Source organism: Streptosporangium sp. H16 (assembly GCF_051918855.1).
Taxonomy (GTDB): Bacteria; Actinomycetota; Actinomycetes; order Streptosporangiales; family Streptosporangiaceae; genus Streptosporangium.
In genome coordinates this window covers 1-17,589 of sequence record NZ_JBPXMD010000005.1, presented here as the reverse complement: position 1 = coordinate 17,589, position 17,589 = coordinate 1, and the positions used below count along the sequence as shown (strand labels likewise).

The 17,589-nt window shown below is 69.7% G+C and carries 11 protein-coding genes and 1 rRNA gene; 4 read left to right on the top strand and 8 right to left on the bottom strand.

Annotated features, from left to right (window positions below):
• Positions 1–15 precede the first annotated feature (15 nt).
• The 5 genes from ACTOQ2_RS10080 to ACTOQ2_RS10060 all read right to left on the bottom strand — a co-directional run bounded on the left by ACTOQ2_RS10080 (position 16) and on the right by ACTOQ2_RS10060 (position 7,428).
• Positions 16–1,242, bottom strand: coding sequence for a saccharopine dehydrogenase family protein (locus ACTOQ2_RS10080; RefSeq protein ID WP_440099389.1), 1,227 nt, complete (start codon positions 1,240–1,242; stop codon positions 16–18).
• Positions 1,243–1,488: 246 nt separating this feature from the next.
• Entirely contained in the window at positions 1,489–2,739 is a 1,251-nt protein-coding gene (locus ACTOQ2_RS10075) for an ABC transporter substrate-binding protein (RefSeq protein ID WP_440099388.1), read from the bottom strand.
• A 183-nt stretch (positions 2,740–2,922) separates the two neighbouring features.
• Complete coding sequence (locus ACTOQ2_RS10070) at positions 2,923–4,428, bottom strand: CoA-acylating methylmalonate-semialdehyde dehydrogenase (protein WP_440099387.1); 1,506 nt, start codon at positions 4,426–4,428, stop codon at positions 2,923–2,925.
• Positions 4,425–5,723: an aspartate aminotransferase family protein gene (locus ACTOQ2_RS10065; RefSeq protein WP_440099386.1), complete on the bottom strand. Its 1,299-nt coding sequence runs from the start codon at positions 5,721–5,723 to the stop codon at positions 4,425–4,427. Before ACTOQ2_RS10065 ends, ACTOQ2_RS10070 begins: the two co-directional genes overlap by 4 nt.
• Before the next feature lie 187 nt (positions 5,724–5,910).
• Positions 5,911–7,428 carry an MFS transporter gene (locus tag ACTOQ2_RS10060; protein WP_440099385.1) on the bottom strand — a complete coding sequence of 506 codons (1,518 nt, stop codon included), beginning with the start codon at positions 7,426–7,428 and terminating at the stop codon, positions 5,911–5,913.
• 54 nt (positions 7,429–7,482) lie between these two features.
• Here ACTOQ2_RS10060 and ACTOQ2_RS10055 point away from each other — a divergent pair, with 54 nt between their 5' ends.
• The gene (locus ACTOQ2_RS10055; protein WP_440099384.1) at positions 7,483–8,349 is read left to right on the top strand and encodes a TetR/AcrR family transcriptional regulator; all 867 of its coding nucleotides are present in this window, start codon (positions 7,483–7,485) and stop codon (positions 8,347–8,349) included.
• Here the strand turns inward: ACTOQ2_RS10055 and ACTOQ2_RS10050 are convergent.
• Positions 8,346–12,863, bottom strand: coding sequence for a HAMP domain-containing protein (locus tag ACTOQ2_RS10050; RefSeq protein WP_440099383.1), 4,518 nt, complete (start codon positions 12,861–12,863; stop codon positions 8,346–8,348). The genes ACTOQ2_RS10055 and ACTOQ2_RS10050 overlap by 4 nt on opposite strands.
• A gap of 179 nt (positions 12,864–13,042) precedes the next feature.
• Between ACTOQ2_RS10050 and ACTOQ2_RS10045 the strand changes: the two genes are divergently transcribed.
• The gene (locus tag ACTOQ2_RS10045; RefSeq protein ID WP_440071018.1) at positions 13,043–14,668 is read left to right on the top strand and encodes a PucR family transcriptional regulator; all 1,626 of its coding nucleotides are present in this window, start codon (positions 13,043–13,045) and stop codon (positions 14,666–14,668) included.
• 9 nt (positions 14,669–14,677) lie between these two features.
• Positions 14,678–15,073 (top strand): cupin domain-containing protein, encoded by a 396-nt coding sequence (locus ACTOQ2_RS10040; protein WP_440099382.1) that lies wholly within the window; start codon positions 14,678–14,680, stop codon positions 15,071–15,073.
• Positions 15,074–15,174: 101 nt separating this feature from the next.
• Here the strand turns inward: ACTOQ2_RS10040 and ACTOQ2_RS10035 are convergent, their stop codons facing one another.
• Positions 15,175–15,333, bottom strand: a complete 159-nt coding sequence (locus tag ACTOQ2_RS10035; RefSeq protein ID WP_440099381.1) for a hypothetical protein — start codon at positions 15,331–15,333, stop codon at positions 15,175–15,177.
• A 566-nt stretch (positions 15,334–15,899) separates the two neighbouring features.
• Here ACTOQ2_RS10035 and ACTOQ2_RS10030 point away from each other — a divergent pair.
• Positions 15,900–17,102, top strand: a complete 1,203-nt coding sequence (locus tag ACTOQ2_RS10030) for a phosphodiester glycosidase family protein (RefSeq protein WP_440099380.1) — start codon at positions 15,900–15,902, stop codon at positions 17,100–17,102.
• Positions 17,103–17,449: 347 nt separating this feature from the next.
• Here the strand turns inward: ACTOQ2_RS10030 and rrf are convergent.
• A 5S ribosomal RNA gene (gene rrf / locus ACTOQ2_RS10025) occupies positions 17,450–17,566 on the bottom strand.
• Positions 17,567–17,589 lie beyond the last annotated feature (23 nt).

The window sequence follows — 17,589 nt, the reverse complement described above, 5'->3', positions numbered from 1 at the left end:
CTCACGGAGTGGGCATCAGGCCGACAGGAGCGTCCTGACGGTCTCCTCGCGCATGCCCCACGGCGAGCCGTAGGCGTTGAGCAGCTCCAGGAAGGGCACCGCGTCGAACGCCTCGGGGCCGAGCACCCCGCTGCCCGACCAGACGCCGGTGGCCAGCAGCTCCAGGGCGACCACCGGGTGCACGGCCGTCTGCCAGACCACGGCCTGGCAGCCGTACTCCCGCATCGACCACTCGTTGTCGACCACGTGGTAGAGGTAGACCTCGCGCGGCGCGCCGTCCTTGCCCACGCCCTTCACCCAGGTCCCGGCGCAGGTCTTGCCCCGCATCCGGTCGCCGAGCGTGGCCGGGTCGGGGAGGCTGGCCGCGACCATGTCGCGCGGCGAGGCCTCGACGCCGCCCACCTTGATCTTGTTCGCGTTGTCCAGGCCGAGCTTGTGCAGGGTCTTCAGCACCCCGATGAACTCCTCGCCCAGGCCGTACTTGAACGTCACCCGCTTGGCGTCGATGTAGCGGGGCACGAGGAGCACCTCCTCGTGCTCGACGTTGACGCACTCGACGGGCCCGATCCCCTCGGGGAAGTCGAACACCTCGGGCTCGCTGAACGGCTCGGTGGTGTGCCAGTCGCCGTTCTCCCAGATCACCGGCGGGTTGAGGCACTCCTCGATGGTCGTCCAGATGGAGAACGTCGGCGCGAAGTCGTAGCCGTCGACCACCAGGTTGGAGCCGTCACGGACGCCGATCTCCTCGATGGTCTCGAACAGGTGCTCGGCGGCGTAGCGCGCGAACACGTCGGCCAGCCCCGGCTCCACGCCCATGCCGACCAGCGCCAGCCCGCCCTTCCGGCGCCAGGCCTCGCCGAGGGCGAACTGCTCGTCGCCGAGCTTCACCCCGGTCAGCTCGTACGGCCTGCGCGGGTGGGGCCGCGACAGCGACATCGCCATGTCGAGGTAGTGGGCGCCGGCGTTGAGCGCCGCCTCGAACAGGGACATGGTGAAGCGGGGGTCCACCGCGTTGAAGAGCACGTCGCAGCGGTGCTCGGCGAGGGCGGCCTCGACCCCGGCCCGGTCGGAGGCGTCCAGCCCGATGGCACTGAAGCGCGGATCCGCGATCCTGGCCACGACGGCGGCGGCCCGGTCCTGTTGAGAGTCGGCGACCACGATGTGTTCGAAGAAATCTCGGCGTGCGGCGATCGGCACGACGGCGGACCCGACGCCGCCCGCTCCGACAAGAAGGATTCTCATGGCCGGTAGCCTACCCACTGACTGGTTGACCAGTCGATAGACTGACCATGATTTTCCCACCGAATCCATCGTTAAAAGCGATCAAGACAACGAAAAGCGCGGCCATACGCGAGACATTCGGACATGCCAGAGGCAGGGCCCCGCCAGGAAGGGGACGGGCCCAGGACCCCTCAGGCCCCCACCGGCCCCGCCAGGACCTGATCCGCCGGAACCTGATCTGTCAGGCTCGGCCCCGAGGGGAACCGGTCACTTCACGAGCTGCTTCCAGCGCTCCACCCAGTCGGCGTAGTCGGTGCATTCCCCGCTCCGGCCCCCGCAATCGCGCGTCGGGCGGGTGGCGAAGCGGACGTCGCGCAGCCACCGGCTGTCACGCACGCGATAGATCTCGCACATCCGGCGGGCGTGCCCGCCGCACGCCTCCGGGTTGGCCGGGGCGAGCCCGGTCCAGGCCGCGGCGGGGCGCTGCGCCGACGCCGAACTCATCCAGTTCAGCCACCGGTAGGCGCAGTTCGGGCTGGCGGGCCTGGCCGCGAGCATCCACGCGTCGGCCCACCCGGTCACCGGCGCCTCCGACGCCTTCATCGGCCGGCCCGCGCGCCGGAAGAGGTCCAAGTGGTACGGGAGGGCCTGGGCGATCCGCACCGGCCCCGCCGACAGGGCTCTCACCAGCTCCAGGGAGCTGTCCCAGTAGACCCGGTCGGGACCGGCGTCCTCGGCGAGGAGCTTCACGGCGGCGTCGAGCTGGGCGGGGGTGAGCTGGAACGGATCCTCGATCTCCAGCTCCGGACGCGTCCCGCCGAGGGCGAGCGCGGCGTCGGCGATGCTCAGCGGGCTGTTCCTGATCGCCGCCGGAGCCGCTCCGTAGAGCGCCGACGGTTCCTTGGGCCCGCCCTCCTCGTGGACCACCTGGTTGACCCCCCACAGGTAGGGGATCCCGTAGACCCTGCCGTCCACGCGCAGGCCGGGCAGCTCGCGCAGGCGCTTGGGGATGTGCTTGTAGCCCGCGACCAGCGCCGTGTCCAGCGGCGCCACCTTCCCCCGCGCCACCAGCTCACCGGCCAGGTCGGGGGCGGGCGAGACGGCGTCGTAGGAGCCCGCGGCGAATCTGGCGGCCATCTCCTCGCTCGTACGGACCCGGTCGAGCTTGACGACGCAGCCGGTCTCCTGCTCGAAGGGGGCGAGCCAGTTGGCCCGCGAGCTGGTCCCGCCGTACTCGACGTACCCCTGGAAGGTCAGCACCTGGAGCGTGCCCTCGCCCTTGCCGATGGACGCCGACGGTGTCGGTGCGGGGGTCGGTGCCGGTGTGGGTGTCGAGCCGGACCCAGAGGTGGGCGTCGCGGCGGGCGTCACGGGTGTGGCGGAGGGCGCGGGGCCGCGCGCCGGCCCGGCCACGCTCACGGCTCCCGCCTGGGCGCAGGCGGCGAGCGCCAGCCCTCCCACTCCCAGCAGCGCTCCGAGACGCGCCCGGCGGAGCCTGTCCCTGCCCACGAGGCCCACGAGGTTTCCTCCCGACGTCGCCACCGATCTGCCCGGGAGCCTACCGGCCCTCCCCCGCCCCGGGGGTCCGTGAACGCGCGGAATCCGCACGCCGCGCCGGAGGAGTCGGAGATGCCGGAAAAAGGCCGGAGAATACGCGAGCCCGCGCCCCGGCAGGAGGGGCGCGGGCTCGCGGTCCGGAGGTTACCCGTTGGTCGGGAAGCCGAGGTTGACGCCACCGTGGCTCGGGTCGAGCCATCGGGAGGTGACGACCTTGCCCCGGGTGTAGAAGTGCACGCCCTCGGTGCCGTGGACGTGGGTGTCACCGAAGAGCGAGGACTTCCAGCCGCCGAAGCTGTAGAAGGCCATCGGCACCGGGATCGGCACGTTGATGCCGATCATGCCGACCTCCACCTCGTTCTGGAAGCGCCGGGCCGCGCCACCGTCGTTGGTGAAGACCGCGGTGCCGTTGCCGAACTCGCCGCCGTTGATCAGCTCCAGGCCCTCCTCGTACGAGGAGACGCGGACGATCGCCAGGACCGGGCCGAAGATCTCCTCCCGGTGGACCCGGGAACCGGCGGGCACGTGGTCGAGGACCGTGGGGCCCAGCCAGAAGCCGGGGGTCTCCTGGGCGGCGCCGCCGCCCAGGACGGGGGTCAGCCGGCCGTCCACGACGAGCTTCGCGCCCTCGGAGACGCCCAGGTCGAGGTAGGAGACGACCTTGTCGCGGTGGGCCCCGGTGACGAGGGGGCCCATCTGGGAGGAGGGGTCGTCGCCGGGGCCGACGGTCAGCGCGGAGACCCGGGAGACGATCCTGTCGACCAGCTCGTCCCCGACCGGGTCCACGGCCAGCACCACGGAGATCGCCATGCAGCGCTCCCCCGCCGAACCGAAACCGGCCGACACCGCGGCGTCGGCGACGAGGTCGAGGTCGGCGTCGGGCAGGACCAGCATGTGGTTCTTGGCGCCGCCGAGCGCCTGGACCCGCTTGCCGTGGGCGGTGCCGGTCTCGTAGACGTACCTGGCGATGGGCGTGGACCCGACGAACGAGACCGCGCGCACGTCCGGGTGCTCCAGCAGCCGGTCCACCGCCACCTTGTCACCCTGGACGACGCCGAAGACGCCGTCGGGCAGCCCGGCCTCCTTCCAGAGCGAGGCCATCAGCAGCGACGCCGAGGGGTCCTTCTCCGACGGCTTGAGGACGAAGGCGTTGCCCGCGGCGATCGCGATCGGGAACATCCACATCGGCACCATGGCCGGGAAGTTGAACGGGGTGATCCCGGCGACGACGCCCAGCGGCTGCCGGATCGAGTAGGAGTCGACCCGGGTGGAGACGCCCTCGGAGAAACCGCCCTTGAGCAGGTGCGGGATGCCGCAGGCGAACTCCACGACCTCCAGGCCCCTGGCGACCTCGCCCAGCGCGTCGGAGTGGACCTTGCCGTGCTCCTCCGAGATGAGGCGGGCGAGCTCGTCGCGGTGGGCGTACATCAGCTCGCGGAAGCGGAACAGCACCTGCGAGCGCTTGACCAGCGAGGCGTCCCGCCACGCGGGCCAGGCCGCGACGGCGGCGGCCACGGCCGCGTCGACCTCGTCCGCGGACGCGAGGTGGACCCGCCCGGAGACCTCTCCCGTCGCGGGGTCGAAGATCTCGGAGGTGCGGCCGGAGCCCTCTACGGGGCCGCCGCCGATCCAGTGGGTGACGTTCTTCACGAGGCGACCTCGGCGTTGATGGTTTCGAGCGCGCTGACGATGATCCCGAGTCCCTCGGCGGCCTCGTCGAAGGTGAGGGTGAGCGGCGGGGCCATCCGGAGCACGTTGCCCTTCAGGCCTCCCTTGCCCGCGAGCAGGCCGGACTTCCTGGTCTCCTCCATGAACCGGGCGGCGAGGGCCGGTGAGGGCTCGCCGGTCGCCGGGTCGACCAGCTCGACGGCGAACATCAGGCCCTTGCCGCGGACGTCGCCGACGATCGGCAGGCGCGGCGCGGCCTCGCGCAGCCCGTCGATGATCAGGGCACCGGTCCTGGCGGCGTTCGCCTGCAGGTCGTGGTCGAGGACGTAGTCCAGGGTGGCGTTGGCGGCGGCCATGGAGATCGGGTTGCCGCCGAAGGTGGCCAGCCCGACCGCGTGGAGGTTGTCCATCAGGTCGCCGCGGGCGACGACGCCTCCCACCGCGAAGCCGTTGCCCAGCCCCTTGGCGAAGGTCATCATGTCGGGCGTGACGCCGTGGTTCTGGATGCCGAAGAAGGCCGAGCCGGTGCGCCCCCAGCCGGTCTGCACCTCGTCGGAGACGAACAGGATGCCCTCGGCGTCGAGGACCTCCTTGTAGGCGGCGAACAGCCCGTCGGGGGGCATGGTGAAGCCGCCCACCCCCTGGATCGGCTCGGCGATCAGTGCCGCCACGTCGCCGGCGACGGCCGTGGAGAGCACGTGGCGCAGGTCGTCGACGCAGGCCGCGATGTAGCCGTCGTCGGACAGGCCGCGGAACTGGGCGAGGTGCCGGTCGGCGCCGTGCAGGAAGTGCACGTTCAGCGGCGACAGCGAGTTGTTCTTCCACGCGCGGTTGCTCGTGACGCTGACCGCCCCGAAGGAGCGGCCGTGGTAGCTCTGCCGCATGGCGAGCACCTGGTCGGACCTGCGCGCGTAGGTCGCCAGCAACAGCGCGGTCTCGTTGGCCTCGGTGCCGGAGTTGGTGAAGAAGACCTTCGCGTCCGGGATGCCGGAGAGCCTGGCGATCTTCTCGGCCAGCTCGACCTGGCCGCGCAGCAGGTAGACCGTGGAGGTGTGCACCACGCCGGTGGCGATCTGCCGTTCGACGGCCTCCCGCACCTCGGGCACGTCGTACCCGATCATGTTGGTCAGGATCCCCGCGAAGAAGTCGAGGTAGCTCTTGCCCGACGCGTCGACGACGCGGTTTCCCTTGCCCGAGACGATCTCGATGGGCTCGTCGTAGTAAAGGGCCAGCCAGTTGGGCATTACCGCGCGATGGCGCGCAAGGAGGTCCGACATACATCGAGTATCACCTCTCGATGCCATCGCTCATACCTGCAACATGTCGGGATGTTCGCGCCTAACCCATCACACTGTCAGGTCACGCCGGCGCGGATCGCCCTCCGTGAGGGGCCTGTGCGGCTCGCGCCCCGCGCCACGCGACGGATGGCGCGAGCCGCACGGGATCGACGGCCTGGGAGACCTCTCAGCTCTCCGCTTTCACCAGGTCCGTGTCCGAACCGACCCCGGGCACGGGTGCGGGTGCGGGGCGCAGCACCAGGAACGCCAGCGTGGCGGCGGCGAGGGTGAAGCCGACTCCCACCCAGGAGCCGAACGACATGGCCGAGACGAACGCCTCGCGCGCGGTCCCGATCAGCCCCGCGTCCCCCAGCCGCAGCGCCTCACCGATCGACTCGCGCGCGGCGGCCGGGGCGTCGGCGGGCATCGACGAGGTGTAGACCCCGGCCAGCACGCTGCCGAGCACGGCGATGCTCAGCGCCATGCCGACCTGCTGGACGGTGTCGTTGAGCGCCGACCCGACACCGGCGTGCGCGGGCGGCACCGCTCCCATCAGCGTCGCGTAGGCCGCGGGGCCCGCCAGGCCGCCACCGATCCCCATGAGCATCAGACCGGTGATCAGCAGGCCGTACCCGGTGTCGGCGGTCATGAAGGCGAGCACCCCGAAACCGCCGGCCATCACGGCGAGACCGACGGCGACCAGCACCCGGTTGCTGACCTTCTGCCCCAGACCGGCGCCGACCCCGTTGAACAGCGCGGCGGCCACGGCGTACGGCAGCAGCGCGAGACCGGCCCGCATGGGGCCGTAGCCCAGCACGAACTGCAGGTATTGGGTGAGCATCAGCAGCAGCGCGCCCGTGCCGAACGACATCAGCACGATCGAGAACGACGCCCCGCTGAAGTTCCGGTTGCGGAACAGTTCGAGCGGGAGCATCGGGTGCTCCGATTTCAACTCCCAGATCACGAAGGCCGTCAGCGCGACCACCGCCACCCCGGCGGCGACCAGCGACTCCGCCGAGGTCCAGCCCGCGGTCGGCGCGGAGATGACCACGTAGACCAGGGCGCTCATGCCGGCCGTGGACAGCACCACGCCGGCCGGGTCGAGCCTTCTCGCCGGGCCGCGCGACTCGGGCATCAGCAGCACCGCCGCGATCACGGCGACGACCGCGACCGGCACGTTGAGCAGGAAGATCGACCCCCACCAGTAGTGTTCGAGCAGGAAGCCGCCCAGCGTCGGACCGGCGATCACGCCGACCATCGCCACCGCGCTCCACGCGGCGATCGCCTTGCGGCGCTCCTCCTCGTCGAAGACGGTGATCAGGATCGACAGGGTGCTCGGCATCAGGATGGAGCCGCCGACGCCCATCAGCGCGCGGGCGCCGATCAGGTGCCAGGGCTCGGTGACCAGCACGGCGAGCAGCGAGGCTCCGCCGAACAGCACCAGGCCGATGATCAGGAAGCGCTTGCGGCCGTAGCGGTCCGACAGGCTGCCCGAGGTGAGCAGCAACCCGGCGAAGACCAGGACGTAGGCGTCGATGATCCACTGGATGTCCGACGGGCCGGCCCCCAGGTCGACCATGAGGGCGGGGATCGCCAGGTTCAGGACGGTGTTGTCCACCACGAGGACCAGCAGGCTCAGGCAGAGCACTCCGAGGATCCACCAGCGCCTCGGATCGCGTTCGACTCGTACAGTGTTCGATTCCACTCGCACACTGTACGATAACCTCGAACAGCGTGCCAGCGGATTTATGCTTGAACGGTGAAAGAGCACTTCAGCTCCGTCTGGACGCGCGAGCAGCGCACCGCGAAAAGCCCCACCCTCAGCCGCGCGCAGATCGTGCGCGCGGCGATGGAACTGCTCGACGCCGAAGGGCTGGACGCGCTGAGCATGCGCCGCCTGGGTGCCAGGCTCGGTTCGGGGACGACCAGCGTCTACTGGCACGTGGCCAACAAGGACGAGCTGCTCGAGCTGGTCCTCGACGAGGTCTACGGCGAGTTCACCGTCCTGAACGTCCAGGAGACCACCTGGCGCAACGCCGCCTCCTCCTTCGCGTACGGCATCCGCCAGGCGCTCTTCAGACACCCCTGGGTCATCAGTTTCATCGGGACGACCCCCGCCATCGGCCCCAACGCGATGCGGATGATGAGCGGCCTCGTCGCCACCTTCGACCACGCGGGGTTCCGCGGCCTCGACCAGGACTACGCCGCCTCGACCCTCATGGCCTACGTGCTCGGGATCACCGCGCCCGAACTCTCCTGGCGGTCCATGCTGGACCGGACGGGCCTCACCTCCGACGAGCTGAACGAGTCCATCCAGCCCATGGTGGAGAAGGCCGCTGCCGATCATCCGGAGCTGGCCGCCCGCTACGCCGAGTTCAGGTGCATGGACGTCGACACCACGAGGGCGCTCAACTTCGATTTCGGCCTGACCTGCCTCCTCGACGGCCTGGAGGCCCGCCTGAACCGCGCCGCGTCACCTCCGGCGTCGCGGGGCCGCCCGGAGGCGGGCAGCCCGGCCGCCGGGGACGAGGCCGGCAGCGCCTCCGGGGGGACACCGGGGGTGAACCCGGGAGACGCCGGGCGCCAGGGGACGCCGACGGTACGCGGGACGCCGCCCTCGCCCTAGATCTCCAGCCACCGCTGGATGCGGCGGAGCAGCTCCTGGGCGTCGACGGGTTTGGTGACGTAGTCACTGGCCCCCGCGGACAGGGTCTTCTCCCGGTCTCCCTGCATGGCCTTGGCGGTCACCGCGATGATCGGCAGATCCGCGAAGTCGGCCATCTTGCGGATGGCGGCGGTCGCGGCGTAGCCGTCCATCTCCGGCATCATGATGTCCATCAGGACCAGGTCGATGTCCTCGTTGCGTGACAGGATCTCGATGCCCTTGCGGCCGTTCTCCGCGTAGAGGACCTGCATGCCGTGCAGCTCCAGGATGTTGGTGAGCGCGAAGACGTTGCGGACGTCGTCGTCGATGACCAGGACCTTCCTGTCCACCAGCACGGCGTCCACCTCCTCCACCGGCTGCGGCCGCTCGTCGGGGCTGGCCTGCACCAGGGGCAGCACGTCACCGGGCTCCGGCGCGGACAGGTGCAGGGTGATGCGCTCGCGCAGCTCGTCGAGGCTGGGCAGGCGCTCCAGCGGCTGGGTGTTGGACCGCCCCTTGAGGAGGTTCTCCTGCGGCCGGGTGAGCGTGCGGGTGTGGTGGGCGAGCACCGGCAGCCCGCGCAGCGCCGGGTCGTCGTCCAGCATGCGCAGGAAGTCGGCCGCCCCGTCCTGGCGCATGCCCAGGTCGAGCACGATGCAGTGGTGGTCGTCCGCGGCCAGGATCTCCAGGGCGGAGACCGGGTCGTTGGCGGTCGACACCTGGACGGGACCGTGCGTCTCGGGCAGGTCGGCCACGACGCTCTCGGCCAGCTGCGAGAGCAGCCCGTTGGGGCGGGACTCCACGACGAGCAGGCGCCGCACCTCCGCCCCCGGGAATCTCTCGAGAGGCACGGCCACCGGCGCGGGATGCGCCGGCGGGACCGGGGCGGACGCGGCGCCGAGGTCGCCTCCGGTGCGCGCGTGGGCGGCTGCCGGGGTGAGGGCGGCGATCGGCAGGTAGAGGCTGAAGGTGCTGCCGGAGCCCAAGGCGCTGACCGCCCGGATCTCGCCGTTGAAGAGCGCGGCGATCTCGCGGCTGATGGACAGCCCCAGCCCGGTGCCGCCGTACTTGCGGCTGGTCGTGCCGTCGGCCTGCTGGAAGGCGTCGAAGATCTGGGAGAGGTTCTCCTCGGCGATGCCGATGCCGGTGTCGACGACCTGGAAGGCGAGCGCCTCCTGCCCGTACGCCCCCGGCAGGTTCATCGTGCCCACCCGCTCGATGCGGAGCTCCACCGAGCCCTTCTCGGTGAACTTCACCGCGTTGGAGAGCAGGTTCCGCAGCACCTGCCTGAGCCGCTGCTCGTCCATGAGCAGTTCCTCGGGCACGTCGGGGGCGACCACGACGTCGAACCGCAGCCCCTTCTCCGTGGTCAGCGGGCGGAAGGTGGCCTCGACGTAGTCCAGGAGCTGGCGCAGCGGCAGCGGCTCCAGGCTGATGTTCATCTTGCCCGCCTCGATCTTCGACAGATCGAGGATGTCGTTGATCAGCTGGAGCAGGTCGGTGCCCGCCGAGTGGATGACGTTGGCGTACTCCACCTGCTTGGCGGTGAGGTTGCGGGCCGGGTTCTGTGCCAGCAGCTGGGCCAGGATGAGCAGCGAGTTGAGCGGGGTGCGCAGCTCGTGGCTCATGTTGGCCAGGAACTCGCTCTTGTACTTGGAGGCCAGCGCGAGCTGCTTGGCCCGGTCCTCCAGCTCCTGCCGCGCCTGCTCGATCTCCCTGTTCTTCGTCTCGATGTCGTGGTTCTGCCGGACCAGCAGCTCCGCCTTCTCCTCCAGCTCGGCGTTGGAGCGCTGCAGCTCCTCCTGCCCGACCTGGAGCTCGGTCGCGAGGCGCTGCGACTCGGTGAGCAGGGAGTCGGTACGGGCGTTGGCGACGATCGTGTTGACGTTGACGCCGATGGTCTCCACCAGCTGCTCCAGGAAGGCCCGGTGCACCTGGGTGAAGCGGTTGAGACTGGCCAGCTCGATCACCCCGAGGACCTGGTCCTCGACGATGATCGGCAGCACGATGAGGTTGACCGGGCCGGCCGCTCCCAGGCTCGAGGAGACGGTGATGTATCCGGCGGCGATGTCCTCGACCAGGATGGACCGCTTGGCCACGGCGGCCTGTCCCACCAGCGAGTCCCCGAAGAAGTGGCGGCGGGCGGTCTCCCGGTGGCCGTAGCAGCCGACCACCCGCAACTCCGAGCCGTCCGGCTTCTCCTCCGCGAGCAGGAACGTGCCGTGCTGGGCGGAGACCAGCGGGGCCAGCTCGTTCATCACCAGCTCGGCCACGACGGCGAGGTCGCGGTGGCCCTGCATCAGCCCGGAGATGCGGGCCAGGTTCGACTTGAGCCAGTCCTGCTCCTGGTTGGCCAGGGTGGTCTCGCGCAGCGACTTCACCATGGAGTTGATGTTGTCCTTGAGCTCGGCCACCTCGCCCGAGGCGTCGACGGTGATCGAGCGGGTGAGGTCGCCCGAGGTCACCGCGCTGGTCACCTCGGCGATCGCGCGCACCTGGCGGGTCAGGTTTCCGGCCAGCTCGTTGACGTTCTCCGTCAGCCGCTTCCAGGTGCCGGACACGCCCTCGACCTCGGCCTGCCCGCCCAGCCGCCCCTCGCTGCCGACCTCGCGGGCCACCCGGGTGACCTCCGCGGCGAACGACGACAGCTGGTCGACCATCGTGTTGATGGTGGTCTTCAGCTCCAGGATCTCGCCCCGGGCGTCCACGTCGATCTTCTTGGTCAGGTCGCCCTGCGCGACCGCCGTGGTGACCTGCGCGATGTTGCGCACCTGGTTGGTCAGGTTGTTGGCCATCGAGTTGACGTTGTCGGTGAGGTCCTTCCAGGTGCCGGCCACGTTGGGCACGCGGGCCTGACCGCCCAGCTCGCCCTCGGTGCCGACCTCGCGGGCGACCCGGGTCACCTCGTCGGCGAACGCGCTCAGCGTGTCGACCATGGTGTTGATGGTCTGGGCGAGCGCGGCGACCTCGCCCTTCGCCTCGACGGTGATCTTCTGCGACAGGTCGCCGCGGGCGACCGCCGTGGTGACCTGCGCGATGCTGCGCACCTGGCTGGTCAGGTTGTTGGCCATCGAGTTGACGTTGTCGGTGAGGTCCTTCCACGTACCGGAGACCCCTCGCACGGTGGCCTGGCCGCCGAGGTTGCCCTCGGTGCCCACCTCGCGGGCCACCCGCGTCACCTCGTCGGCGAAGGCCGAGAGCTGGTCGACCATCGTGTTGATGGTCTCCTTCAGCTCCATGATCTCGCCGCGGGCGTCGACCCGGATCTTCTGCGACAGGTCGCCCTTGGCCACCGCCGTGGTGACCTGCGCGATGCTGCGCACCTGGGCGGTGAGGTTGTCGGCCATGACGTTCACCGACTCGGTCAGCGCCTTCCAGGTGCCCGATACTCCCTTGACGTCGGCCTGGCCGCCCAGCCTCCCGTCGGTGCCCACCTCGCGGGCCACCCGCGTCACCTCGTCGGCGAACGACGACAGCTGGTCCACCATCGTGTTCAGCGTGTTCTTCAGCTCCAGGATCTCACCCCGCGCCGAGACCGTGATCTTCTGCGACAGGTCGCCGCGGGCGACGGCGGTGGCCACCTGCGAGATGTTGCGCACCTGGTCGGTGAGGTTGCCCGCCATGTAGTTGACGGAGTCGGTGAGGTCGCGCCAGGTGCCCGATACGCCCTTGACGTCGGCCTGCCCGCCCAGCCTCCCGTCGGTGCCCACCTCGCGGGCCACCCGCGTCACCTCGTCGGCGAACGACGACAGCTGGTCCACCATCGTGTTGATGGTGTTCTTCAGCTCCAGGATCTCACCCCGGGCGTCCACGGTGATCTTCTGCGACAGGTCGCCCTTGGCCACCGCCGTGGTGACCTGCGCGATGCTGCGCACCTGGTCGGTGAGGTTGCCCGCCATGAAGTTGACGGAGTCGGTGAGGTCGCGCCAGGTGCCGGCGACGCCGGTCACCTCCGCCTGCCCGCCCAGCCTGCCCTCGGTGCCCACCTCGCGGGCCACCCGCGTCACCTCGTCGGCGAACGACGACAGCTGGTCCACCATCGTGTTCAGCGTGTTCTTCAGCTCCAGGATCTCACCGCGCACGTCCACGGTGATCTTCTGCGACAGGTCGCCGGTGGCGACCGCGGTCGCGACCTGGGCGATGTCGCGTACCTGGTCGGTGAGGTTGCCCGCCATGGCGTTCACCGAGTCGGTGAGGTCCTTCCAGGTGCCCGAGACGCCCGGTACCTCGGCCTGCCCGCCCAGCTGTCCCTCGGTGCCCACCTCGCGGGCCACCCGGGTCACCTCGGAGGTGAACAGCGACAGCTGGTCCACCATCCCGTTGAAGACGGTGGCGATCTCCTGCAGCAGCCCGTCGCCGTCCTCGGGCAGATGCGTGCCGAAGTCGCCGTCGCGCACCGCGGTCAGGCCCGCCAGGAGCTGCCGGAGATCGAGCTCCTCCACGTCCGAAGCGCCCTTCGTGGCCCTGCTCCGCACCGTGCCGGCGGTCTCAACCATGTCCACCCTCGCGCCCTCGGCCGTAAAAGGTGAGGTAATCCTAGGCGGGCGAAAAGCGAGCGGGAAACGGGGGAACGGGGACATACGGGCGAGAAGGCAGCCGGGAAACGGGCGGGGGGCAAACAGGCTGTAAAGTACATGCCACTCGCGCTTACATGCTGATCGGATATTCTTGGCGGGTGCTCCCTACTGTCGCCGACGTCCTCGCTCTGGACACCGTCCGCCGGGGCAATCCGCGGGTCGTGGCGGGAGCCGACCGGCTGGACAGCCGGGTGCGCTGGGTGCACGTGGGCGAGGTCACCGACATCGCGCACCTGCTGCGCGGCGGCGAGCTCGTGCTCACCACCGGCATAGCGCTGCCCGACGACCCCGGCAAGCTGGCCGACTACATCGCCGAGCTGGTCTCCGTGGGCGCGTCGGGGCTGATCGTGGAGCTGGGCCGCAAGTTCATCGGCGAGTTGCCCGGCGCCGTGGTCCGCGCCGCCGAGGATCACGGCCTTCCCCTGGTCACCCTGGCCAGGGAGACACCGTTCGTGCAGATCACCGAGTCGGTGCACGCCCGGATCATCGACGCCCAGCTGGAGGAGCTCCGCGCCTCCGAGCAACTGCACGAGGTCTTCACCGAGCTGTCGGTCGAGGGCGCCTCCCCCGCGGAGGTCCTCGGCCAGGTCACCCGGCTGTCCGGATACCCGGCGCTGCTGGAGAACCTCGCGCACCAGGTGCTGGCCTGCGAGACCGCCGGGCGCGACACCGGATCGCTGCTGGCGGGCTGGGAGACCCGCTCCCGCGCGGTCGCCCCCGACCTGCGCACCGCCTACGACGCGGCCTCCGGCTGGCTGGTCACCATGGTCGGCGCGCGGGGCCAGGACTGGGGCCGCCTGATCCTGCTCTGCGACACGGAGCCGGGGCCGCGCGACATCGTGCTCGCCGAGCGCGCCGCGACCACTCTCGCTCTGGGCCGCCTGCTGGAGCGCCACCAGGAGTCACTGGAACGCCAGGCGCACGGCACGATCATCACCGGCATCCTGACCCACGCGTACGCCGACCCCGAGGAGGCCGCGGCGCGCGCCCGCGCGGTCGGTGTGCCGCTCACCGGCCGCAAGCTCGTCAGCGTGGTGCTCCGCCTGGCCGAGCCGTCGGAGAACATGCCGGACGGCCAGGAACAGCTCGCCCAGCTGGGCGAACTGGCGGACGCGGCCTCCGCGGCCTGCCGCGAGGCCCGCCTTCCCGCCCTGATCGGCGCGCTGGACCAGAACCGGGTCGGCGTCCTGCTCCCCCTGCCGCCGCGCGTCCTGCCCGAGTCCGCGCTGACCACGCTCTCCGACCACCTGCGCGTCGCCTTCACGACCCCCTTCGTCCTCGCCGCCGGCTCCGTGGTCGAGTCGGTCCGCGACGTGCGGAGGAGTTTCCTGGAGGCCGAGCAGGTCGCCGACGTCGCCGTCAGGCAGCCCGACGGCCGCCCCTTCTACCGGCTGCCCGACCTCCGCCTGAGGGGCCTGCTCCATCTTCTGCGCGACGACGCCCGGCTGCAGACCTTCGCCGAGCGCGAGCTCGGCCCGCTGCTCGCCCACGACGCCCAGCGCGGCGGCGATCTCACCAGGATCCTGCGGGTCTATCTCGACGCGGGCCGTAACAAGGCCGTCGCCGCCCAGCGGGCCCACCTGTCCCGGCCCGCCTTCTACGACCGCCTCCGTAGGCTGGAGCGCGTCCTCGACACCGATCTGGACGATGTCGAATCCTGTCTCTCCCTCCATGTCGCCCTCCTGGCGCTGGAGTCCTTCCGAAGAGACAGTCCCCGTTCCTGAAAGGCCCCCATGACCGAGATCTTCGTCCCCGAGACCGCCGATCTGTCCCGGATGGTCACCGCCGCCGGGGCGTTCTCCGTCCCCACCGAAGACGTACGGCTGTCACCAGGCGAGCTGGAGCCCCACCAAATCCTGGCGGGCTCCCCGCGCGTCTCGTCGATCGAGCTGTGGTCCTCGCCGGACGGTAAGCAGAGCCGGGGCATCTGGGAGATCACGCCGGGCACGGTGATCGATGTGGAACGTGACGAGATGTTCGTGGTCCTGTCCGGCCGCGCCACGCTGGAGGTCGACGGCGGCGCCACCCTGGAGCTCGTCCCCGGGTCGGTCTGCCTGCTCGCCGAAGGTGCCAAGACCGTCTGGATCGTCCACGAGACCCTGCGCAAGGTGTATCACTGCGTGGGCTGACCCGCATCGGCGACCCGGGTCGTACGGCGCCTCGACGCCGCACGACCCGCGGATGTCCGGGCTTCCCCGCGACCGGACCCGCCTGAATCGATGGTGTCCGGTCAACCGTGTCTGTCGGACGCGGTATCCATGCGGACGTGGTCGACGGGATCGTCCGCGCAGATGTGGAGATCCCAGCGGCGCGGACGCGTCAGGATCGCTCCGAGGATGACACCGAGGAACACACTTGCGGTGATCACGATGAGAACGCTCAGCCCCATGACGGCTGCCTCTCGTAAAGATGTGCCGCTTGATCTGAGGAAATGCGGCCTACCGCACCGTAGCGCCGCTTTCCCGCCCGCGTGGCGAAACATCAAGGGACTAATCCTTATTGACCAGGCCTATCAGCCCATTGACCGGGCCCATTGACCCGGCCGAGGCTTTTTCGCCGCTCCCCTCCAGCTACACGGTCTCGCGTGAGTAATGACACTTTCTTGGGATGTTTCGCGTGTTTCGCTCCCCCGCACCCGTGGATCTCGGCACGATGGTGCACGAAGTCGGAGACCAACGGGGAGAGATGCACATGTCGCGACACCTTGTCGCTGGATTGACGGCCCTGACACTCACCGCCGTGGCGATTCCCGCCGCGGCGGAGCAGGCGAGTTCGGGGTTTCCCTCCTCCGCGTTCCCGCTGGGCGTGAGCATGGCCCCGGTGAAGAACCAGCAGAGCGTGGCGCCAGGAATTACCCTTTTCAGTGTGAAACACGGCAAATCCACCCAAGGGTGGACAGTTTCCGCTCTCATGCCCAACGGGCATGATGCCGGTTCCCTTGTCACCGCACAGACAGTGGCCCAGGCGGTGGAGGCCGCGGGATTCACTCCCGAGATCCTGAAGGTCGTGCAGCCCGCCGCCTCGGACGCGCCCGCCGTGGAGCGTTACATGGTCCGGACCGGTCTCTGGTCGTTCGGCCAGCGGGCCAAGGCAGACAAGGTCGTGAAGGAGCTCAAGGAGTTCGACGTCCGGGCCAAGACCGACTATCTCGGTGACGACGGCACCGAGACCACCGGCCCCTGGGACATGCGCGTGCTGATGGTCAACCCGAAGGTGTTCAGGGGGTCCTTCAAGACGAGCGTCGGCAAGAGCGTGGCCAAGCGCGAGAGCACCAGCTCGATGTCGAAGCTGACCGGTGCCATCGCCGGGGTCAACGGCGGCTTCTTCAACATCCACACGGCCAAGGCGCTGCAGGGCGACCCGGTCGGCGTGTCCGTCGTGGGCGGCAGGCTCCTCAGCGAGGCCGTGCCCGGCCGTAGCGGTCTCGTCATCACCCAGGGCCGCAAGGCGCGGATCACCGAGCTGAAGACGACGGTCACCGCGATCTCCTCCGACGGGACGAAAACCGAGGTCAACGGCATCAACCGAGCCGCCGGAGCCGAAGAGCTCGTCCTCTACACCGAGGAGTTCGGCGGCAAGACGGCCGCCGACGGCGGCATCGAGGTCGTCGTCGACGCCGCCCAGGGCAAGGTCATCAAGGTTCGCCAGGCCGGCGGCATCGTCGCCCGGGGCACCTACCTGCTCCACGGCACCGGCCTCATGGCCGTCTGGCTCCAGGAACACGCGCAGGGAACCTGGATGAAGGTGGACAGCAAGGTCATCGACCTGCGCACCCAGCGGGCCATACCGCTCACCCCGGAGACACATGTCATGGGTGGCGGGGTCGGGCTGGTCAGGAACGGGCGGGTACGCATCACCGCGGCGGCCGACGGACACGCCTCGATCAACATGATGCTCCGGCGCCACCCGCGCACGATGGTCGGTATCGACAAGTCGGGCGGGCTGATCCTGGCCACCGTCGACGGGCGCAACCCGGGCGTCGCCGTGGGCGCCTCGATGGTGGAGGCGGCCCAGCTGATGCGGTGGCTGGGAGCCAAGCAGGCCATCAACTTCGACGGTGGCGGTTCCAGCGTGATGGTCGTCGGTCACAAGGCCGTGAACCGGCCTTCGGACGGAGCGGAGCGGACCGTGGGCGACGGTCTCTTCATCACGCCCTGACGAGGGTGATCAAACGGAGAAGCCCCGGCCCTTCTGGGCCGGGGCTTCTCCGTTGTCCGGGACTCTTATCGTCCGGGATTCTCGTTCGTCCGGGTCTCGTTCACAGCGCTCCCGGTTATCGGGATTCCCGGTTACCGGGTTCCCGATTACGAGGCCGTGTTTCCGGCACCCGGTGCGAATTCGGGAAGACCGGTGAACTCCAGAAAGCCCCGTGAAAAAGATCGCGAGAGGCCCGATTGTGAGAAGACCGTGAGCGAGTCGCGGGTAAGGCCGTGAGCGGGCTGTGAGCGGGAAGAACCCGTGAAAGCATGAAGGCCCCCACCAATGGTGGGGGCCTTCAAAAGATTGTCCGGCGGTGACCTACTCTCCCACACCGTCCCCGGTGCAGTACCATCGGCGCTGAAGAGCTTAACTTCCGGGTTCGGAATGTAACCGGGTGTTTCCCCTTCGCCATAACCGCCGTAACCCTATGAAACACACAAACACT